We start from the raw sequence: 20,640 nt of genomic DNA, 5'->3' as shown, positions 1-20,640 counted from the left end.
CGCAAGGATAGGCAAATGGACATCAGCAGCAATGTTTTGCGGCAACTGAAGAACCGCCGCGAGGGCTTCAGCCTGGAGCAGCCCTTCTATACCGATCAGGATTATTTCAAGCTCGATATGGAGATGATCTATTATCGCGACTGGCTGTTCATCGGCCATGATTGCGAGGTGCCGCGCGCCGGCAACTATTTCACCGTCCAGATCGGCGATTATCCCGTCGTCATCGTTCGCGGCCGCGATCAGGTGATCCGCGCCTTCCACAATAGCTGTCGCCATCGCGGCTCGCGCGTCTGTTCTTCCGAGCGCGGTTCCTCGGCAAAGCTGGTTTGCCCCTATCATCAGTGGACCTACGAACTGAACGGGAGCCTGCTCTTTGCCCGGCATATGCCGGAGGATTTCGACAAGAGCCAGTTCTCGCTGAAGCCGGTCCATTGCGAAAGCGTTGGCGGCTATATCTTCATCTGCCTTGCAGATCAGGCGCCGGACTTCGCGCCGTTCCGCGCTATGGTCGAGCCTTATCTCGCCCGTCACCACCTCGGTGAGACCAAGGTCGCCTTCGAAAGCACGATCATCGAGAAGGGCAACTGGAAGCTCGTGTGGGAAAACAATCGCGAATGCTATCATTGCGCGGCCAACCATCCCGAACTCTGCCGCACCTATCCGGAAGCACCGAGCGCGACCGGCGTACAGGGCGCCAAGGACGATCCGGTGATTTCGGAACACTGGGCAAAGTGCGAGGCGGCGGGTCTTCCAAGCGAATTCCGCATGACGCCGACGGGCCAGTTCCGCGCCGCACGCATGCCGCTCATCCAGGATGCCGAGAGCTACACCATGTCGGGCGCGCGCGCCGTGCAGCGGCCGCTCTCCAAAGACGTGCTGGAAAGCCATATCGGCACCTTGCTGCTTTTCCACTATCCGACGACATGGAATCATGTGCTCGCCGACCATGCGATCACCTTCCGCGTGCTGCCGCTCGGTCCCGAGCAAACGCAGGTCACGACCAAGTGGCTCGTCAACAAGGACGCGGTCGAAGGCGTCGACTACGATCTCAAGGAGCTGACCCACGTCTGGACCGAGACCAACGACCAGGACCGCCGGATTGTCGAGGAAAATGCCTTCGGCATCCGCTCGCCCGCCTACGAGCCCGGCCCCTATTCGCAGGAAGATGAAGGCGGCGTGATGCAGTTCGTCGAATGGTACGCGAATTTCATGATCAACCGGCTACAGGGCGATCAGGCCAAGCTGTCGGCGGTTGCCTGAGTTATGAACATGACCGTCTCCCTCCGCCATCAGCACCTGGATCAGATGAAACCCTGGAGCGACAGGCAGCATCTGCTCGAATGCCTTTCGGCAACGCCGGAAGCACCCGATGTGATGACCTTCACCTTCCGCTCCGATAAGGACAACTGGTTCCGCTATCTGCCCGGCCAGTTCGTCACCCTGGAGCTGCCGGCGGCCGCGGAGCCGGTCATGCGTACCTACACGCTGTCCTCGACCCCGTCGCGGCCGTTTTCCGTCGCCATCACGGTCAAGGCGCAGAAGGACAGCATCGGCACGCGCTGGATGTTCGAGAACCTGAAGCCCGGCATGCGTGTCAAGGCTTTCGGTCCGCTCGGCGATTTCAGCCATATTCGTCATCCCGGCGAGAAATATCTCTTCGTCTCCGCTGGGTCCGGCATCACGCCGATGATGGCGATGACGCGCTACATGGCCGATACCGCGCCGCTATCGGACATCACCTTCATCAATTGCTCGCGCAGCCCCGCCGACATCATCTTCCGCTCGGAGCTGGAATATCTCGCCCGCTTCATGCCGAACCTAGATCTCGGCTTCATCGTCGAGGGCTGTGGTCGCACGGATCTCTGGTCGGGACTGAAAGGCCGTATCGACAAGGCGAAGATAGGGCTGCTGGCGCCCGATTTCATGGACCGCACGATCTTCTGCTGCGGCCCCGAAATCTTCATGGATGCCGTTCGCTCCATGCTGGTAGCCCATGGCTTCGACATGGCGCGCTTTCATCAGGAAAGCTTCCAGCCGGCGCAGGCGACAACGCCGCTGGCCGAAGTCAGCGATGACGCACCGACGGAAGCAGCCACCTCGATCAGCTTCACCATGGCCGGCAAGGATGTCCCCTGTGCTCCCGGCCAGACGATCCTGCAGGCCGCGCGCGGTGCCGGCGTACGCATCGGTGCTGCCTGTGAGTCGGGCCTATGCGGTACCTGCCGGGTCTTGAAGCTCTCGGGCGAGGTCGAGATGAGCCACAATGGCGGCATTCTCGATGACGAGATCGAGGAAGGCTACATCCTCGCCTGCTGTTCGCGTCCGAAGACGGATGTGCAGATCGAAGCCTAGAAATCCTGATAGTTCAGCTCGTTGACCTCGACCGGTTTTGTTTGCTGTGTCGAGGCGGTGACGACCGGGTCCACCAGCAGCGACACGAGTGTCTGTAGTGGTTCGACGCAGCTCGGCGCCTTGGCGATCATCTCAGGTGCGGGCATCGGTTTGGCGGGCAGGAGATCGCCCTGCGGCCAGACCCTGGCGAGCTGCATCTTCGTCATCGGCACGACATTGACGTCGATGTCCTTCAGCGTCCCGGGCACCCGGTAGGGGCAGCTTCTTTCCGAACAATTGTCGGACGAGGCGAATTGCCAGAGGGCGTATGTATCCCAGTTGCCGAGCGGGAAAGTGTCCTTCACATCGGATTTGTAGCGTGCATACCATAGCGGCAGCCGCGCCAGGATCGGGTAATCTTGGCGGTGGTCGGCGATGTATTGAGCGGTATTGTGGTTGGTATAGAGGATCGGATAGCGCCCGGTCCTCACCTTGATATGGCCCACGAAGACCTGCGCGTCGGAGAGCGACATATAGCGCATGACATCGAGGCCCTCTATGTCGAGCACCATCAGCTCGTCCGGTTTCGGATCGGCGTAGTCGAGAAAATGATTGGCCTGATCGACCGGATTGCCGGGGCGTCCGAGATGATAGGCACCCCATAGCAGCCCGTTCATTTTCGCCAGCATCCGCCGCGTCTGATAGAGTTCGCGGCTGACCGCATATTTGCGCCACATGGTCTTGCAGTGCGCGAAGGTGTCGCCGGCATGGTCGCCGGTGCAGCTGAAGCTCTCGGGCAGGCCATCTGAGGCTTTGGAAATGAAGGCGGAGATGCGCTTGTCCTGCAGGAGCTGTTCCCAATCGATGGTATTCAGCTCGTAGGCATCGACGATGAGAGCGTTTTGCGGGTCGGTCCAGGGCTGGCTTTCGCCGGCCGCAAGCCTGGAGGCCAGTCCCAGCAACGCCAGGACCATCAGGAGACTGCAAATCAGAGGGTGAGTCTGCCGGTATCCCTTCATGAACTAAGGGTAAGGACGAATGGTTAATCGCGGGTTAAGAATGGGATCGCTATAAATTTGCCGTGGAGTCTGTGCATAAGGCCTTAAATAGGTGCATATTTAAGGGTGGACTAAATGTCCGCGCGACTTGTGGATGCGCAGAGCAGTAAGGGGAGCCGTCCCCGATACGGAACATTGTTTGCTTGAGCACAAGACAAGCCAGGGAATGGAGAAGTAAATGCTTGGTTTCCGTGCGAGAATTACGACTATCGCTCTTTCGGCCGCCGTGGCTCTGACGAGTTTCACGCCGTCCTTCGCAATGCAGATGCCTGCCGCACCCGTTGTTGCGGCGGACAAGGCCGCGCCTGCCGGCGTCGAGCAGGTTCAATGGCGTGAGTATGGCGGCTACGGCGGTTACCGTGGCGGCTATTATCGTCGGGGCTACTATCGTGAAGGTTGGTACGGCGGTCATCGTGGCTACCGGGACTATCGTCGCGGCTATCGCTATCGTGATGGCTACTGGTTCCCGCTGGCAGCCTTCGGCGCCGGGGCTCTCATTGGCGGCGCTATCGCCAGCCAGCCGCGCTATGCGGCTCCGCCGAGAGCCGCGGGTGTCAATCCGCGCCATGTCGACTGGTGCTATGCGCGCTATCGCTCCTACAGGTCCTACGACAACACGTTCCAGCCCTATAACGGCCCGCGTCAGCAGTGTTACTCGCCCTATTTCTGAGCGAGAGATCAGGATCTATCGAAACAAACCGCCCGGTCATCCGCCGGGCGGTTTTTGTTGGCGGATGTCCTGATGTCAGAGAATGTTTGTCCGCTTCAGCAGCCACCAGGCGAGCGCAATCGAAGCGACGATGAGGCCGATGGCATATGTGGTGCCCGAACTGCCCTCGGAAAACGGCAGATGTGATGTGTTCATGCCGAAAAAGCCGGTCACCAGCGTCGGCGGTAACAGCAGTGCCGTCATGATCGACAGGATGTAGAGGTGACGGTTGATTTCCGAGGAAAGCTTCGAGTCGATTTCTTCATGCAGCAAGCGCGCGCGCTCCTGCAGTGCGTAAATATCGTGGTCGACCGATTCCAGCCGCCCGGTCAGCCGCCCCGCGACATCCTCGAAGCCAAGCGGCATCTCATCGTCGTCGGAGGCGCCTGCCCGCCGCATCAGCGTCAGCACATTGCGCAGATGCCGGTGCAGGCGCACGATCGTGCGGCGCACCGGCGCCAGCCGTCGCCGTTCGTCGCGCGGCGCATTGTCATAGACGAAATCCTCGATGAGGTTCAGTTCCTCGGTGATCTCGATCACCAGTGAGATCAGCGTGCGCTGGAACTCCACGACCAGCAGCTCGAAAAGGTCGATCGGGTTTGCGAATTTCGCGGCGTTCTTCTCCACCGCCATACGCACCCGTTCGACGCTGCGCAGCGGCTGTAGCCGGGTCGTGATGAGCATGCGGTCGGTGAGCACGAAATGCAGCCAGCCGATATCGCTCGTCTCCTGATCGAATTCGCGCTGGAAATCGACCAGCGTCCCGAACAGCATCTGCTCGTCGACGGTGATCGTCGCATGGGTCTCATGCGTGGTCAGGGCCGTGCGGGATGGTTCGTTCAATCCGGGGATATCTTCGAGGAATGCGGCGACACGGGCGTCGACAAGGTTCAGGTGCAGCCAGACGAAACCTTCGCCATCGAATAGCCGGGTGCGCTGCGTCTCGTCGGATAGCCGCTCGGCCTTGCCCGCGCCGGGGCTGAAGCGATAGGCCCAGACAAAACCCGGAATCCTGTTGGCTGTCGTGATCGTGTTCATGGCTGGAGGTTTCGCATTATCAAGAGAGTTGCCATAGTCATTGTTCATGACGATTGTTTATGCAAGTGCGGACGGCTGCGGGACAATCGCGCGGAATGGTGAAAATACCGCAGCTTTTATCGCCAGGACGGTCGAGTGGCTCGAAATTCTTTCCGGCGACTGGAGCTGGAGACGCCAGTTCGGGCAGTCGCAATTTTGATGCAACATCCCCCTTTCCTAAAATTGACGCTTACGTAAAAATCAATTAGCTATAGGCAATAAGCGGCCGATGGTTTGGGTGAGGTAAACTGTCGGCATCATCACCGCGGAGGAAAACACCATGTACAAGGCGCCTGTCGAAGAAATCGCGTTCACGCTGAAGCATGTCACCGGCATGGGGCAGGCGATGGAGGAGGGGCGTCTCGGCGATCTGAGCGGCGATGTCCTCGATGCCATCCTGACGGAGGCCGGCCGTTTCGCCGGCGACGAGATGGAGCCTCTGGCCGAGATCGGCGACCGGCAGGGCGCCAGGCTTGTCGACGGCAAGGTGGTGTTGCCCGATGGCTGGGAGAAGCTCTATCGCGACTGGATCGCCGGCGGCTGGAACGGGCTGACCGCGCCGGAGGAATTTGGCGGCCAGGGCCTGCCGCATATGCTGAACGTCGCGACGTTGGAAATGTGGAATTCCGCCTCCATGGCCTTTGGCCTCGCGCCGACACTGACGATGGGCGCCGTCGAGGCGTTGGTCGCCCATGGCAGCGAGGACCTCAAGAGAAAATACCTTGCGAAACTGGTCACCGGCGAATGGGCCGGCACGATGAACCTGACAGAGCCGCATGCCGGCTCCGATGTGGGTGCCTTGCGCACTCGCGCCGATCGCCACAACGATGGCACCTATCGCCTCTTCGGCCAGAAGATCTTCATCACCTGGGGCGATCACGAGGCAGCCGAGAACATCATCCATTTTGTACTCGCCCGTCTTCCGGATGCGCCGGCCGGCACGCGCGGCATTTCGCTGTTCCTCGTGCCGAAATTCCTCGTCAACGATGATGGTTCGCTCGGTGCCCGCAACGACTATTTCGCCCATTCTCTGGAACATAAGCTCGGCATCCATGGCTCGCCGACCTGCACGATGATCTATGGCGACGGCAAATACGGGGACGAGAGAGGCGCGGTTGCCTGGCTCGTCGGTGAGGAGAACAAGGGTCTCGCCTGCATGTTCACGATGATGAATAATGCGCGCCTTGCCGTCGGCATTCAGGGCGTGGCAATCGCCGAGGCGGCGACGCAGAAGGCCATTGCTTACGCAAAAGAACGCACGCAGGGCAGGGCGCCGGGCACGACAGCTTTCGGTATGAGCCCGATCATCGAACATCCCGACATCGCCCGTATGCTTTTGACCATGAAGGCGCTGACGCAGGGCTCCCGCGCCATCTGCTACGCCTGCGCCGAGGCGATCGACATGTCGCATCGCGATGCCGGCAAGGCGCGCTATTGGCAGGAGCGGGCCGCGCTGTTGACGCCGATCGCCAAATCCTTCTCCACCGACGCCGGTGTCGACGTTGCCTCGCTCGGCATCCAGGTGCATGGCGGCATGGGCTTCATCGAGGAGACCGGTGCTGCCCGCCTGCTGCGCGACGCTCGCATCGCGCCGATCTACGAAGGCACCAACGGTATCCAGGCGATCGACCTCGTCACGCGTAAACTGACCATCGCCAATGGCGAGCATGTGCGTGGCTTCATCGCCGAATTGCGCGCGACCGCCGATGCCGTCGCCAAATCCAATCTCGACGGTTTCGGTGAGACAGCCGACCGGCTGAATGCCGCCATCGCAGATCTCGAGACGGCAAGCGAATGGCTGTTGGCACAGCAGGCCGGCGGGCATGTGGCCGAGGCTTTAGCGGGTGCAACACCTTATCAGCGGCTCTTCGGCCTCGTCTTGACGGGATGCTATCTCGCCAAGGGCGGCCTGGTGGATGTCGCGGATGGTGAAAGCGAAAAGCGCATCGCACTTTGCCGCTTTGCCGCCGAAAACATGCTGGCCGAAACCGCCGCGCTCACCGATCGTGTCGTGACCGGCGCGTCCAGCCTTGAAGCCGCACGCATCGCTCTTGCCTGAGGACAACAATTTGACCGACCATATCCTGATCCAGCGTCCCGAGACAGCACCGCATGTGCAGGTCATCCGCTTCAATCGACCGGAAAAGAAAAACGCCATCACCCGCGTCATGTATCAGACGATGACGGACGCACTGCGGGCGGCGGATGAGGATCCGGATATCCGCGTCACCGCCTTTCTCGGCAGCGAAGGCTGCTTCTCCGCCGGCAACGACATGGGCGATTTCCTGGCCTTCGCCATGGGCGGCAGCATGGGCCGCGAAGTGCTGGACTTCCTGGCCGCGCTCGCCACCGCGAAAAAGCCCATCGTCTCCGGCGTCGATGGCCTGGCGATCGGCATCGGCACGACCATCCATATGCATTGCGACCTAACGATTGCTTCCGACCGCAGCCTGTTCAAAACACCTTTCGTCGATCTCGCCCTCGTGCCGGAAGCCGCCTCCAGCCTGCTTGCGCCGCGCGTGATGGGTCACCAACGCGCTTTCGCCTTGCTGGCGCTCGGCGAAGGTCTTTCCGCTGCGGATGCAAAGGATGCAGGCCTGATCTGGAAAGTGACGACGCCTGATGCGCTGGAGGCCGAAACCCTGTCGCTCGCCACCAGGCTCGCCGCCAAACCACCCGAGGCGCTGCGGATCGCACGCGACCTGATCCGCGGCTCGACAGCGGACGTTCTCGCCCGCATCGATGAGGAAGCAACGCTCTTTGCCGCACAGCTGAAGAGCGCGGAAGCCAGGGCGGCGTTCGAGGCGTTCATGAAGCGGTGAGGCGAGGCCTTACTTCTCCAGCGCCACCACCACCTCGACATGCGAGGTCCAGAGAAACTGGTCGATCGGGGTCACCCTCGTGATCCGGTAGCCGGCCTCCGTCAGGATGGCAAGGTCGCGCGCCAATGTCAGCGGGTTGCAGGAGACGGCGACGATCTTTTTGACGACCGAGCGGGCCAGTTCCTTGGTCTGGAATTCCGCGCCGGCGCGCGGCGGGTCGAAGATGACGGCGTCGTAGTTCTTCAACTCCTGTGCCATCAGCGGTCGGCGGAAGAGGTCGCGGCGTTCGATCGAGACAGGCTTCAGCCCTTGTGTGTTGCGGGCAGCATGGTCGAGGGCTGCCAGGGCCTTTTCCTCGCTTTCGACGGCGTGCACGCGGCCGATGCGTGCAAGACGCAGCGAGAAGGTGCCGCTGCCAGCGAAGAGATCGGCGATGCGTTTCGCCTTGCCGACATGGGCGGCGACCAGCTCGACCATCGCCTCTTCGGCGGGCTTCGTTGCCTGGGTAAAGGTGCCCGATGGTGGTGAGATCTGCACGCCGCTGAAATCGATTATCGGCTTCGTCGTCTCGACCAGGACTTCGCCATTCAGCGAAACACGGCCAACACCGCGAAGGGCAAGTACGGTCTCGATGGCGCTGCGTCGGTGCTTGTCGGAGAGACCCTTGATGCCATCGACGGCAAGGTCGAGGCCGGTGCGCGTTTCGAGCACCGAGATGCGAAATGCTTCCGCATTGATGGCAAGCGCTGCCCCGACAGCCCTGATCGCCGGTAGCTGCGCCATGATGCCGGGCGACGCGATGGGACATTCCTCGATGGCGACGATGTGGTGGCTTTCGGCTTGATTGAAGCCGATCAGCATGTCCTTCTCGGTCTTGCGCGCGGCAAAGACGACACGCCGGCGCTCGCCGGGATGGGCGGCGATGATATCGTCCACCTCGGGCGTCAGCCCCTTGGAGCGCAGTGCGTCGATCACGAGCTGGCGTTTGAAGGCGCGGTAGGGCTGATCGGCATAGTGCTGCAGCGTGCAGCCGCCGCAGGTGCCGTTGACCCCATCCGGGCCGAAGTGCCGACAGTGTGGCTCCCGGCGGTCGGGCGAGGCCGAGGCAATCGACATCAGTGTGCCTTCGCTCTTTACGCGGGCAATGGCGACGGTCTCGCCGGGCAGCGCGAAGGGCACGTAGATCGGCCCGTCCGAGCCCTGCGCAATGCCGTCGCCCTGGGCGCCGAGCTTCTGGATGGTGACGGTTTCGGTGCTCATGGCTTGATCCCCGCAAGAAGAAATTCGTTGTTGCCGTCGCCGCCTGCAATCGGCGAGGGGATAAGGCCGAGGCTTTTCCAGCCCATATCCTCGACAAGCCAGCGCTCCAGCTCCTCCGCTACGGCGGGCGCGGAAGATGGGTCCTTCAGCAGGCCAGCCTTGCCGACCGCATCGCGCCCGGCCTCGAACTGCGGCTTCACCAAGAGGGCCGTGCGCGTGCCGGGCTCGGCAAGCTCAAGTGCTGGTGCCACCGCAAGCTTCAGCGAGATGAAGGAAACGTCGGAAACGAGGAAGGTGAAGGGTTTGCCGACATCTTCAGCCGTCAGGTTTCGGGCGTTCAGCCCCTCCATACTGGTCACGCGTGGATCGGCCGATATGCGTGGATGCATCTGTCCATGCCCGACATCGATCGAGGTGACATGCTCGGCACCCCGCAGAAGCAGGACTTCGGTAAAGCCGCCGGTCGATGCGCCGACGTCGAGACAGTGCTGTCCCTTGGGGTCGAGCTTGAAATGATCGAGTGCCGCCACCAGTTTCAGCGCCGCGCGCGAGACGTAGTCCTGCGCTGGATCGTTGATGGCGATCTCTACATCTTCGGTAAACAGCGTGCCCGGCTTGGTCACCACCGTGCCGCCGACCTTCACCGTGCCGCGTTGAATAGCGTCGCGCGCCCGCGATCGGCTGGCGAAAAGCGAGAGGGAGACAAGAAGTTGGTCTAGGCGTTGTGGTTCGGACATGGGCAGTCCATGCAGGGCAATGGCCGAGGTTGCAAGCGTTTTGTGGTGATGGCCACGAATGTCGGCTTCGACGCTATGCGGATACTGAGCCTGAAGCCGCAAAATTAGGGTATCCGTTTCGTTTCGGGCATCCCGTAAAATTAAATGAATTTAAAGCCGTGGCATCTAACTATGCTTGTGATTGCGATTATCCGGTTCGGAAATGATCGCCTGCCATGACGGCTTTGCGCCCTTTGCGTCCAATCATGCCTATTCCCTGAATTTTCGAGCATCCGGCCGCACGCGTCTCCGTGGGTTCGTCGATGTTCGCCAGGACCAGCGCTCAGGAGGCGCTCGCCCATGTTTGCGAAAAATCTTTCTTTGAATGGCAAGCTTGCCATCACTTTTGCTGCTCTTATTGCTATTTTTGCTGGTGTTTGTGCATTCGTTTACACCAAGGAAGAAGTATCCGCCGGGGCTGCCGACGAACAGGCTAGGTCGCAGCAGCTCGTGAGCCTGATCGACGATTCGCTTCAGGCCATGCTGGAACAGGCCGTCAACCTGCGCGGCTTCCTGTTGTTGCGCAGCGACAGTACCTATGGCGGCATTTTCGAAAATCGTGACCGTATGCTGAAGAGCATCGACGCGGCCAAGGTGGCGGCGGCCGATGCGCCGGACCTGCTACTGTCAATCGACAGCATGCGGAAAGCCGCTGATGTCTATTTCCATCAGCTTGCCGAGCCGCAGTCGAAGGCCCGCAAGGAAACCGAGATGCCGCTCGACCAGATCGTCAAGATCGGCCAGAACGAGACCAAGGGTCAGCTTGACGGCTTCCGCGAGGCCGCAGCCAAGATCAAGCAGGCGGCGCGCGCCAAGGCCAGCGAGTTGACGGCCACGCAGGACGACGCCAATGCCGACTTGCGCCTGACGCTGCTCGTCGGCAGCATCGTTGCTTCGCTGGCCGCCGCCGTGCTGGCCTGGTTGCTCGCCCGTACCATCGTTCGCCCGATCGTCGGCATGACCGTCGCCATGGACCGGCTTGCCGGTGGCGAACACGATATCGACGTTCCGGCCGTGGGTCGCGGTGACGAAGTCGGCCGCATGGCCGGTGCCGTCCTCGTCTTCAAGGAAGCGGCGATCGAGAAGCTGCGTCTTGCCGGCGAGACCGAGCGCATGCGCGGCGATGCCGAGCGCCAGCGCCAGATGACCGACGAGCAGAAGGCGCGCGAAGACGGTGAAATCCGCTTTGCCATGGACGCCTTGGCCAATGGACTCGCCGGACTTGCCGGCGGCGATATCGCGGCACGTCTGGACCGCGCCTTCGCGCCGCAGTTCGACAGCGTCCGTGCCGACTTCAACAATGCCGTCGAGAAGCTGGAAGCGGCCCTGCAGTCGGTTGGCAGCAATGCATCGGCGATCAATGCCGGCGCTGGCGAGATCCGTTCGGCGGCCGATGACCTTGCCCGCCGCACCGAGCAGCAGGCCGCTGCCGTCGAAGAAACCGCCGCCGCCCTCGAGCAGGTAACGACGACCGTTCGCGATTCGGCCAAGCGCGCCGAGGATGTTGGCCATCTGGTCGAACGTGCGCGGTTGGGCGCCGAGAAGTCCGGAGACGTGGTACGCAAGGCCGTTTCCGCCATGCAGCAGATCGAAAAGTCCTCGGGCGAGATCAGCAACATCATCAGCGTCATCGACGACATCGCCTTCCAGACGAACCTGCTGGCGCTGAATGCTGGCGTCGAGGCTGCCCGTGCCGGCGATGCCGGCAAGGGTTTTGCCGTCGTCGCCCAGGAAGTCCGCGAGCTGGCGCAGCGCTCCGCCAACGCCGCCAAGGAGATCAAGGCGCTGATCACCACCTCGAGCGATCAGGTCAATACCGGCGTCTCCCTGGTCGGCGAGACCGGCAAGGCGCTGGAGCTGATCGTCTCCGAAGTACAGGAGATCAATCGCCACGTCGGCGCGATCGTCACGGCCACCCGTGAACAGTCGATTGGTCTGCAGGAGATCAACACCGCCGTCAACAACATGGACCAGGGCACGCAGCAGAACGCCGCCATGGTCGAGGAGCAGACGGCGGCCAGCCATGCGCTCGCCCGCGAGGCGGCGGCGTTGAACGATCTGCTGCATCAGTTCAGACTGAGCGACGTATCGCGGGCGGCGCCTGCCCGACCGGCGGCGGCAACCGCGCGCTCAAAACCCGCCGTATCGCCGGCAAGGGCTCTTGGCCGCACGGTCGCCAAGGCCTTCGGCGGAAAGGCAACGGCCGCCGCGGCTGTTCAGGATGAGTGGGAAGAGTTCTGATTTATAACCCTCCCCTTGATGGGGAGGGTCGGCATGCAGTGCCGGGGCGGGGTGACGACGGCATACGCCGTAGTCTCACTCCATTTCGCGAGAGATCACCCCCACCCGCCGTTTTGTGGCGACCTCCCCCATCAAGGGGGAGGTAAACCTACCCAGCCGCCCCGACAATTCGGCTGCGACCCAGCGCCTTGAACACCGTCTGGACAATGCCGGCCCGGTCGAGGCCGGCCAGGGCGTTCATGACTTCGGGCTTGGCCTGTTCCACCCAGATATCGGGCATGACCAGCGTGCGGATCTTCAGGCCGTTGTCGAGCAGGCCCTCGCTGGCGAGGAATTGCATGACCTGGCTGCCGAAGCCGCCGACGGAGCCCTCCTCGATGGTGATCAACACCTCATGGTGGCTGGCGAGCTGGCGAATGAGATCGTGGTCGAGCGGCTTGGCGAAACGGGCGTCGGCGACGGTGGTCGGCAGGCCGGCTGCATCGAGGTCTTCGGCGGCGGCGAGACTGTCGGCGAGACGCGTGCCGAAGGACAGCAGCGCCACTTTCGAGCCCTGTTTGACGATACGGCCCTTGCCGATCTCGAGAATCTGGCCTCGTTCCGGCATGTCGATGCCAACGCCTTCGCCACGCGGATAGCGGAAGGAGATCGGGCCGAGATCATAGGCTGCGGCCGTACGCACCATATGTTTCAGCTCCGCCTCGTCTGCGGCCGCCATGACGACGAAGCCGGGCAGGGTAGCGAGGAAAGTCGTGTCGAAGGAACCGGCATGGGTCGGCCCGTCGGCGCCGACGAAACCGGCGCGATCGATCGGGAAACGGACCGGCAGGCCCTGGATCGCCACATCATGCACGACCTGGTCATAGGCGCGCTGCAGGAAGGTCGAATAGAGCGCGGCGAAGGGCTTGAAGCCCTCGGCGGCCAGACCGGCGGCGAAAGTGACGGCATGCTGCTCAGCGATGCCGACGTCGAAACAGCGCTTGGGGAAGACTTCCTGCAGCTTGTCGAGACCGGTGCCGCTCGGCATAGCGGCGGTGATGCCGACGATCTTGTCGTCGAACGTCGCTTCCTGCACCAGGGCGTCGGCGAAGACGCTGGTGTAGCTCGGCGCATTCGGCTTCACCTTGGCCTGCGCGCCGGTGATGACATCGAACTTGTTGACGCCGTGATACTTGTCCGCCGCTGCTTCGGCCGGGGCATAGCCCTTGCCCTTCTGCGTGACGACGTGGATCAGCACCGGACCTTGTGCATTGTCGCGGACGTTGCGCAGGACCGGCAGCAGATGCTCGAAGGAGTGACCGTCGATCGGGCCGATATGGTAGAAACCCATCTCCTCGAACATCGTCCCGCCGGTGACATAGCCCCGCGCATGTTCGACGGCGCGGGTGATCGCGCGGTCGACATTCTTGCCGAGATAGGCGGTCAGCTTCTTGCCGAGATCGCGGAAGCCCATATAGGTGCGGCCGGAGGCGAGGCGCGCCAGATAGGCGCTCATGGCGCCTGTCGGCGGCGCAATCGACATGTCGTTGTCGTTGAGGATGACGATCAGCCGGGCGTCGAGCGCACCGGCATTGTTGAGCGCCTCATAGGCCATGCCGGCCGACATCGCGCCGTCGCCGATAACGGCAATGACGCGGCGATCGGTCTTATCGAGATCGGCGGCGACCGCCATGCCGAGACCGGCGGAAATCGACGTGGACGAATGGGCCGCGCCGAAGGGATCGTATTCACTCTCGGCCCGGCGGGTGAAGCCGGACAGTCCGCCCTCCTGGCGCAGCGTGCGGATACGGTCGCGCCGGCCGGTCAGGATCTTGTGCGGATAACATTGATGACCGACGTCGAAGATCAGGCGATCGTTCGGCGTGTCGAAGACATTGTGGATGGCGATGGTCAGTTCGACGACGCCGAGGCCGGCGCCGAGATGTCCGCCCGTGCGCGATACCGCATCGATCATCTCGTCTCGGACTTCGCGGGCGAGTTGCGGCAAATCCCGGTCCTCCAGCTTTCGCAGGTCGGAGGGATAATGGACCTGATCCAGCAGGGGCGTCTCTGGCATGTGTGTCAAGGCTGGAGCCTCTTTCTTGCTATTCTTGGGCGGCGGCCCGCCTTTGCGTCAAAACAAATTGCGACAAAAGCCGACGAATTCAAGGAGTGGCCGAACAAGAAACATTTGGCACTGTTATGAACCCGTTAGCTCTCCGGCAAGGGAATGAACTCTTCCTCGTCTCCCGGTACGATATCGAAACGGCCGGTGCGCCATTCTTCCTTTGCCTTTTCGATGCGCTCCTTGGAAGACGATACGAAATTCCACCAGATATAGCGCTTCGAATTGAGCGCCGCACCACCAAAAAGCATCAAATGACAGTCTTTTTCGGCCGCTTCCAGGGTTATGGCGTCGCCGGGGCGAAATACCAGGAGTTGATCCTGCTCGAAACGATCGCCGGCGACGACGAGCGAGCCGGAGAGAATATAGACCGCGCGCTCCTCATGCGCTGCCCCAAAAGGAAACTTCGCGCCGGGTCGGAGCTGAAGATCGACATACAGCGTGTCGGAAAAGACCTTCACGGGCGAGGTCACGCCCTCGAAACTGCCGATCACCACCCGCCCGGTCGCGCCGCCGTCGCTGATCAGCGGCAGGTCGGTCTTTTCGGTGTGGGCGAAGGCCGGATCGATCTCTTCCTTGTCGTCTGGAAGCGCCAGCCAGGTCTGGAGGCCGGACATGGCCAGCGGATGACCGCGCAGATTGTCCGGCGTGCGCTCCGAATGCACGATGCCGCGCCCGGCCGTCATCAGGTTGATATCGCCGGGGCGGATGACCTTTTCCGTGCCGAGGCTGTCCATGTGGCGGATCTCACCATCGAAGAGATAGGTCACGGTGGAGAGCCCGATATGCGGATGCGGCCGGACATCGAGCGCCTCGCCGGGCCGCAGCACCGCCGGTCCCATGCGGTCGAAAAAGATGAACGGCCCTACAAGTCGACGCCGGCTGCTCGGAAGCGCGCGCCGCACGGAAAAGCCGCCGATGTCACTGGTGCGCGGAATGATCAGATGCTCGATCGCGTCGCAGGCAAAGGCGTCGCCGGGCTGCGGATCTTTTCCGGGAAAGAAGGACATGATGAGCGCTCCATTCGGTTGAAGCGCAACCTACCGGGAATAGGCGGGAAACTCAAACTTTCCCACGCTCCGGCTCACTGCCCGTCCAGCGGCTCCGTGCCTTGCGGCTTGCCGGCGCGGTCGAGCCTGATCTTTTCGATCCGGTTTTCCGCCGCCGAAAGCAGGGTCTCGCAATGCTTCTTCAGCGCTTCGCCGCGCTCGTAGATGGCGATGGATTCGTCCAGTGCCACGTCGCCGCGTTCCAGCCGCGCAACGATGCTTTCGAGCTCCGCTACAGCCTTTTCAAAGGAATAGTCGGATACATCCACCTTGGCGCTTTCGCTCATCGTCAACCCTTCATCATGCGCAGAATATGCAGCCCGGCCGATTCGGCCAGACCTTCTAGATCATAGCCGCCTTCGAGCAGGCTGACGACCCGGTTCTTGGCACTGCGGTCGGCGGCCTCCAGAATCCGCCCGGTCGCCCAGTCGAAATCCTCGCCGGTGAGGTTCAGTTGCGCCAGCGGATCGCGGTGATGGGCATCGAAGCCGGCGGAAATAATGATGAGGTCTGGGCGGAAGTCGTCAAGCGCTGGCAGCACGCGCGATTTGAACGCCTCGCGAAAATGATCGCTGCCGGTGTTGGGCGAGAGCGGCGCATTGACGATGGTGTTATGCGCGCCACGGTCATCCTTCTTGCCGGTGCCGGGATAGAGCGGCATCTGGTGGGTGGAACAGAAGAGCACGGACGGATCGTCCCAGAAGATATCCTGCGTGCCGTTGCCGTGATGCACGTCCCAGTCGACGATGGCGACACGCTCGGCCCCATAGGCCTTCTGGGCATGGCGGGCAGCGATCGCGGCATTGTTGAAGAAACAGAAGCCCATGGCCTTGTTCTTCTCGGCATGGTGGCCCGGCGGGCGGGCCGCGACGAAGACGTTGTCAGCGGCACCTGAAAACACGTCATCGACCGCCGCCGTCGCAGCACCGACGCCATGCAGGATCGCCTGCAACGTCTTCGGGCTGGCATAGGTGTCGGCTTCAAGCTGGTTGATCTCACCCTCGTCGCCTTTGTCGGGGATCGAGCGCAGGACGAAATCCAGATGCTCCTCGGGATGGGCGAGTAGCACCATGTCCTCATGCGCCAGCGGCGCCTTGCGCCGGTCCAGCCGGTCGAAGTTCGGATGCTCGAGCGCAATATTCAGCGACCGCAGTCTGTCCGGCCTCTCCGGATGGCCCGGTGGAACGATGTGTTCGAGAAAGATCGGATGTTCGTAAAGACGTGTGCTCATGAAAACCAATCTATAGAGGAGATATGACGGCTGCTACAGGACATGGGCGGTATCACCGCAATGTCAACAATTACCGGTACGAGGGGAAGGACCGCGCCGTTTACTTCCGGGGGCACGGTGTTAAACTTTCAAACAGGCGCGAATAGCGCCGGCCAAGGTCTTTTCGTGATGACAAGTGCAGAGCGATCCGATGTCGTCGAGATGCGGGTGCCACCCCGCGATGTCGACAGGCATGGGCGGATGTTCATAGCGTCCTACATTTCCCAGGCGGAAACAGCGCTGTCGAATTTCTGGCGGACCCGGCCACTGGTCGACGACGAGCCGGCTTACATCGCCACCAAGGCTTCCTGCTCGCTGCTTCGAGCACTGCGCCATGACGATCTCGCCCGCTTTTCGGTCCGGATCGGCAAGATCGGCGGCAGGTCCGTCGGCTTCAAGATCACAGTCGAAACCGGCCATGAGCTGGCCGCCGAGGTGGAGATCCTCTGGCTCGCCGTGCGCGGCGAGGAGCAAGAGCCAGTGCCATTGCCTGAAGACACCCGCGACTGGCTTTATAAATATCTTGATTGAGGATCAGGTCCGCTGCGGCAGCAGCGGATAACCGGCCATGACGGCGCGGCCGACGAGGGCGGCGACCACTGCCTTGACGATATCGCCGGGTATGAAACCCATCGAGCCGAGAAATGCCGTGGGCAAGCCAATATTGGTGGCGAGCCACGCAATGCCGAAGGCGTAGAGAACGACGACCCCACCGATCACCGAGGCGATAAAGAAGCCGATGCCCTGAACGATGGCGGTCTGCTCAGTCTTTACCAGGCGTTCGGAGAGATAGCCGGTGATATAGGCGGCAAAGGCCCAGCCGACGAAGAAACCGGCCGTCGGTCCTGCGAAGACGGAAAGTCCGCCACGGCCACCCGACAACACCGGCAGGCCGATTGAGACCAGCACGACGACGATCAGCACCGCGATCGCGCCACGTTTCGCGCCAAGCACCACGCCCGCCAGCATGACGCCGAGCGACTGCGCCGTGATTGGCACGGCAATGATGCCGATCGGGATCGGCGGCAGCAGGCCGAGCGCCACGATGATGGCGGCAAACAGCGCGGAGAGGACGAGGTCGCGGGTCGTCATGGCGGCTCCATTCAAAAACAGTCTCTGTTCAATGCCGCCGAATGCCGCGGGCGTCAATCGCCGCCGCGATATTATCGGCATCGCGCAAGGTCAGGATGATCAGCGGCACCAGCGTCGTGGCGATGCGGATCTTGATCCCGCGCGCCTCATGCGCCTCGCGGATGGCGCGGTAGCGATCAAGAATTTCGGGCACGAAGCGGACGACGAGGCCGACTGCAAGCCCGATGTCGGCGGCTCTGAGGAGGCCGAACCTTTCCAGCGGCGCGGCAAGCGCCGTGATCTCGTCCATGAAGGCCGCGATCGATGTCGTCGCCGTCACTGTGGCTGCGAACAGCACCAGCGCGACCAGTCGCAGCACGGTGACGATAGCGACATGAATCGGGTTGAAGATCAGGCCGAACAGCGCCACGACGGCGATGGAGAGAAGGATCGGCCGCAGCCGTTTCAATGCTTCGCCGACCGGTAGACCGGTGCGGAAATAGAGGAGGGCGCCGATTGCAACGGCGAGAGCGAGTAGTGCCACGGAGTCGATCAGGAACAGGACAATGCCGAGCACCGCCAGCACGCCGAGCTTCAGGCGTGGCGATATCCGGTGCATCCACGTATCGGCATCGACATGCAGCGTCCGCATCAGGCAGCCAGCTCCCTGTAGTGGGCAATGGCTTCGGCCGGCGGCGCGTCTGCGACAAGGCGGCCCTGGTCGAACAGCAGCACGCGGTCGAAATCCGCAATCAGCGGAAGGTCATGGCTGATGACGATGACGCTTTCCGGCAGGGCGGCGATGGTTTTCTGCACCAGCGCCCGGTTTTTCAGGTCAAGCTGGTTGGTCGGCTCGTCAAGGATGAGGATATCAGGCCCGGTGACGAGCACCGAGCAGAGGGCGGCCATCTGCAACTCGCCGCCCGAAAGCTCATGCGCCCGCCGTTCCGCCAGATGGCGCACGCCGAAACGGTCGAGAATGCCATCAACCGCCGTCTCGATTTCGGCTTTCCCAAGCCCGCGCGCCTTGAGGCCGAAGGCGATGTCGTCGCGGATGATGGGCAGGATGATCTGGTTCTGCGGCGACTGGAAGATATAGCCGACCTTGCCGAGCACGGCTTTGGCGTCACCGACAGTGTCGAGCCCATCGACGATGACGCGGCCCGTCGTTGGCTTGGTCAGCCCGTTGATCAGCCGCGCGAATGTCGTCTTGCCGGAACCGTTCAGCCCGATCACGCCGATCCGCCGTTCCCTCAGCGTCAGGCTGAGCGGCACAAGAGCTGCCCGTTTGCCGAAATCGACGCCGGCATTGTCGAAGCGGATATCCAAGCGGCTGGTCCCATTTCGTGGTGGTGTTGCGGTCCTATAGCCCATCGCAGAGAATTATCAAATCAGAGCCGTTTGAAAGCATGGGAATTTATGCCTATGATCGCATCATGACGAATCTGCTTTCAAATCGCGACGCCCGCCGGGTCTTTCTCGCCAAGCAGGGGCTTGCCAATCCGCCAAACCGCGCCTTGACCAAGGCGGGGCTGCTGCAACTGATCCACGAGATCGGCTTTGTGCAGGTCGACAGCATCGGCACCGTCGAGCGGGCGCATCACCAGATCCTGTTTTCGCGCAATCAGACCTATCGGCGCGAACATCTGACCGAACTCCTCGAAAAGGACGGCGCGCTGTTCGAACACTGGACGCACGACGCTTCAATCCTGCCCAGCGCCTTCTTCGTCTATTGGAAACACCGGTTCCGCCGCGAGGAGCTGGCGCTGGTCGAACGCTGGCGCAAGTGGCGCGGCGAGGGGTTCGAGTCTGCTTTCGAGGAGACCTACGAGCGTGTGCTGAAGAACGGCGCCATCATGGCCCGTGAGATCAAGGCGGAAAACCACGTCTCCGGCGGCTGGTGGAACTGGCATCCGAATAAGACCGCGCTCGAATATTTCTGGCGCACCGGCAAGTTCGCCATCGCCGGCCGCACGAACTTCCAAAAGGTCTATGACTTGGTCGAACGCGTGCTGCCGGATCATGTCCATACACCCGAGGTCGATCATGACGAATTCGTCGACTGGGCTTGCCGCGGCGCCCTGCAGCGCCTGGGCTTCGCCACCTCGGGCGAAATCGCCGCCTTCTGGGCTCTGGTGACGCCGCAGGAGGCGAAAGCCTGGGTGGAAGCGCGTCGCGACGAACTCACGGAAATGCTGATCGAGCCCGTGGGCGACGGCAAGCCGCGCCCTTCCTTCGCCTTCGCCGATTTTCCGGCCACGCTCGACAGCTTCCCCGAAGCGCCGGCACGCATCCGTGTCCTCAGCCCCTTCGATCCGACATTGCGTGATCGCAACCGAACCGAACGCCTTTTCGGCTTCTTCTACCGCATCGAAATCTTCGTGCCGGAACCGAAACGCGAATATGGCTATTACGTCTTCCCGCTCCTGGAAGGAGACCGTCTAATTGGACGGATCGACATGAAGGCCGACCGCAAGGCGGGGACTTTGGATGTCAAGCGCCTGTGGCTGGAGCCGGGCGTCAAGGCATCAGCCGGTCGGCTGGAGAAGCTGGAGGCGGAACTGGAGCGCGTTGCGCGGTTTACGGGCGTTGAGAAGGTGGTGTTTCTGGAGGGGTGGCGGGGAAGCTAGCTTTTAACCGCAGAAGGCGCAGGGCATGTGGAACCCTATCTCGCCCTTGGCGGGCGAGAAAGCAATTTCACTGGTTTAGGAATTGCGACACCGGAGGTTCAGCTTGTCTTAAACCTTAGTGCAATTTCTAAGCCATTGAAATTGCAAGAGCGGGGGTCCGTTTCTTGATTATGCCCCTCAGAGATTGGGTGCGTCCCTACCTACCCCCTCTCTTGTAAAAACTAAGACTTAGACGAGGGACA

Annotated in this window: 19 protein-coding genes; 8 read left to right on the top strand and 11 right to left on the bottom strand. The window is 61.9% G+C overall.

Going from position 1 to position 20,640, the window contains the following annotated elements; translation table 11 throughout:
* Positions 1-15 precede the first annotated feature (15 nt).
* On the top strand, positions 16-1,260 hold the full coding sequence (locus EX00_RS23495) for an aromatic ring-hydroxylating oxygenase subunit alpha (protein ID WP_047463533.1): 1,245 nt from the start codon (positions 16-18) through the stop codon (positions 1,258-1,260).
* 3 nt (positions 1,261-1,263) lie between these two features.
* Positions 1,264-2,352: an FAD-binding oxidoreductase gene (locus EX00_RS23490; RefSeq protein WP_047463531.1), complete on the top strand. Its 1,089-nt coding sequence runs from the start codon at positions 1,264-1,266 to the stop codon at positions 2,350-2,352.
* Here the strand turns inward: EX00_RS23490 and EX00_RS23485 are convergent.
* On the bottom strand, positions 2,349-3,305 hold the full coding sequence (locus EX00_RS23485; protein WP_234709095.1) for a glycoside hydrolase family 25 protein: 957 nt from the start codon (positions 3,303-3,305) through the stop codon (positions 2,349-2,351). The two genes, EX00_RS23490 and EX00_RS23485, sit on opposite strands and share 4 nt — an antisense overlap.
* Positions 3,306-3,567: 262 nt before the next feature.
* On the opposite strand from EX00_RS23485, the gene EX00_RS23480 reads away from it, so the two are divergent.
* On the top strand, positions 3,568-4,059 hold the full coding sequence (locus tag EX00_RS23480) for a BA14K family protein (protein ID WP_047463527.1): 492 nt from the start codon (positions 3,568-3,570) through the stop codon (positions 4,057-4,059).
* Positions 4,060-4,134: 75 nt separating this feature from the next.
* On the opposite strand, the gene EX00_RS23475 is transcribed toward EX00_RS23480, so the two are convergent.
* Positions 4,135-5,136, bottom strand: coding sequence for a transporter (locus EX00_RS23475; protein WP_047463525.1), 1,002 nt, complete (start codon positions 5,134-5,136; stop codon positions 4,135-4,137).
* 319 nt (positions 5,137-5,455) lie between these two features.
* Here EX00_RS23475 and EX00_RS23470 point away from each other — a divergent pair, with 319 nt between their 5' ends.
* Both EX00_RS23470 and EX00_RS23465 read left to right on the top strand, forming a co-directional pair.
* Complete coding sequence (locus EX00_RS23470) at positions 5,456-7,234, top strand: acyl-CoA dehydrogenase family protein (RefSeq protein ID WP_047463523.1); 1,779 nt, start codon at positions 5,456-5,458, stop codon at positions 7,232-7,234.
* A gap of 10 nt (positions 7,235-7,244) precedes the next feature.
* Positions 7,245-7,997 carry a crotonase/enoyl-CoA hydratase family protein gene (locus EX00_RS23465; RefSeq protein WP_047463865.1) on the top strand — a complete coding sequence of 251 codons (753 nt, stop codon included), beginning with the start codon at positions 7,245-7,247 and terminating at the stop codon, positions 7,995-7,997.
* A 9-nt stretch (positions 7,998-8,006) separates the two neighbouring features.
* Here the strand turns inward: EX00_RS23465 and EX00_RS23460 are convergent, their stop codons facing one another.
* Positions 8,007-9,257, bottom strand: coding sequence for a class I SAM-dependent RNA methyltransferase (locus tag EX00_RS23460; RefSeq protein ID WP_047463521.1), 1,251 nt, complete (start codon positions 9,255-9,257; stop codon positions 8,007-8,009).
* The gene (locus EX00_RS23455; RefSeq protein ID WP_047463864.1) at positions 9,254-9,994 is read right to left on the bottom strand and encodes a TlyA family RNA methyltransferase; all 741 of its coding nucleotides are present in this window, start codon (positions 9,992-9,994) and stop codon (positions 9,254-9,256) included. Before EX00_RS23455 ends, EX00_RS23460 begins: the two co-directional genes overlap by 4 nt.
* 339 nt (positions 9,995-10,333) lie before the next feature.
* Here EX00_RS23455 and EX00_RS23450 point away from each other — a divergent pair, with 339 nt between their 5' ends.
* A complete protein-coding gene (locus EX00_RS23450) occupies positions 10,334-12,274 on the top strand; it encodes a methyl-accepting chemotaxis protein (RefSeq protein ID WP_047463519.1) in 1,941 nt (646 codons plus the stop codon).
* A 148-nt stretch (positions 12,275-12,422) separates the two neighbouring features.
* Here the strand turns inward: EX00_RS23450 and dxs are convergent, their stop codons facing one another.
* The 4 genes from dxs to EX00_RS23430 all read right to left on the bottom strand — a co-directional run bounded on the left by dxs (position 12,423) and on the right by EX00_RS23430 (position 16,658).
* Positions 12,423-14,339: a 1-deoxy-D-xylulose-5-phosphate synthase gene (gene dxs, locus EX00_RS23445; RefSeq protein ID WP_047463516.1), complete on the bottom strand. Its 1,917-nt coding sequence runs from the start codon at positions 14,337-14,339 to the stop codon at positions 12,423-12,425.
* Positions 14,340-14,464: 125 nt separating this feature from the next.
* A complete protein-coding gene (locus tag EX00_RS23440) occupies positions 14,465-15,388 on the bottom strand; it encodes a pirin family protein (protein ID WP_047463514.1) in 924 nt (307 codons plus the stop codon).
* Positions 15,389-15,462: 74 nt separating this feature from the next.
* Positions 15,463-15,714, bottom strand: a complete 252-nt coding sequence (locus EX00_RS23435; RefSeq protein WP_047463512.1) for an exodeoxyribonuclease VII small subunit — start codon at positions 15,712-15,714, stop codon at positions 15,463-15,465.
* Positions 15,715-15,716: 2 nt separating this feature from the next.
* A complete protein-coding gene (locus EX00_RS23430; RefSeq protein ID WP_047463510.1) occupies positions 15,717-16,658 on the bottom strand; it encodes a histone deacetylase family protein in 942 nt (313 codons plus the stop codon).
* Between the two features lie 168 nt (positions 16,659-16,826).
* On the opposite strand from EX00_RS23430, the gene EX00_RS23425 reads away from it, so the two are divergent.
* Complete coding sequence (locus EX00_RS23425) at positions 16,827-17,228, top strand: acyl-CoA thioesterase (protein ID WP_047463508.1); 402 nt, start codon at positions 16,827-16,829, stop codon at positions 17,226-17,228.
* Between the two features lie 3 nt (positions 17,229-17,231).
* On the opposite strand, the gene EX00_RS23420 is transcribed toward EX00_RS23425, so the two are convergent.
* The 3 genes from EX00_RS23420 to EX00_RS23410 are packed head-to-tail and all read right to left on the bottom strand — an operon-like array spanning position 17,232 to position 19,097.
* Complete coding sequence (locus tag EX00_RS23420; protein WP_047463506.1) at positions 17,232-17,789, bottom strand: biotin transporter BioY; 558 nt, start codon at positions 17,787-17,789, stop codon at positions 17,232-17,234.
* Positions 17,790-17,817: 28 nt separating this feature from the next.
* Positions 17,818-18,420: an energy-coupling factor transporter transmembrane component T family protein gene (locus EX00_RS23415; RefSeq protein WP_047463504.1), complete on the bottom strand. Its 603-nt coding sequence runs from the start codon at positions 18,418-18,420 to the stop codon at positions 17,818-17,820.
* Complete coding sequence (locus EX00_RS23410) at positions 18,420-19,097, bottom strand: energy-coupling factor ABC transporter ATP-binding protein (RefSeq protein ID WP_047463502.1); 678 nt, start codon at positions 19,095-19,097, stop codon at positions 18,420-18,422. The genes EX00_RS23415 and EX00_RS23410 overlap by 1 nt, the downstream gene beginning before the upstream one ends.
* Before the next feature lie 107 nt (positions 19,098-19,204).
* Here EX00_RS23410 and EX00_RS23405 point away from each other — a divergent pair, with 107 nt between their 5' ends.
* The gene (locus EX00_RS23405) at positions 19,205-20,398 is read left to right on the top strand and encodes a winged helix-turn-helix domain-containing protein (protein WP_047463862.1); all 1,194 of its coding nucleotides are present in this window, start codon (positions 19,205-19,207) and stop codon (positions 20,396-20,398) included.
* Positions 20,399-20,640: the final 242 nt, after the last annotated feature.

The sequence above is a fragment of the Martinezella rhizogenes genome, assembly GCF_000799715.1.
Lineage (GTDB): Bacteria > Pseudomonadota > Alphaproteobacteria > Rhizobiales > Rhizobiaceae > Rhizobium > Rhizobium rhizogenes_C.
The sequence above is the reverse complement of the archived record's forward strand: the minus strand, read 5'-3'. Positions and strand labels throughout refer to the sequence as shown.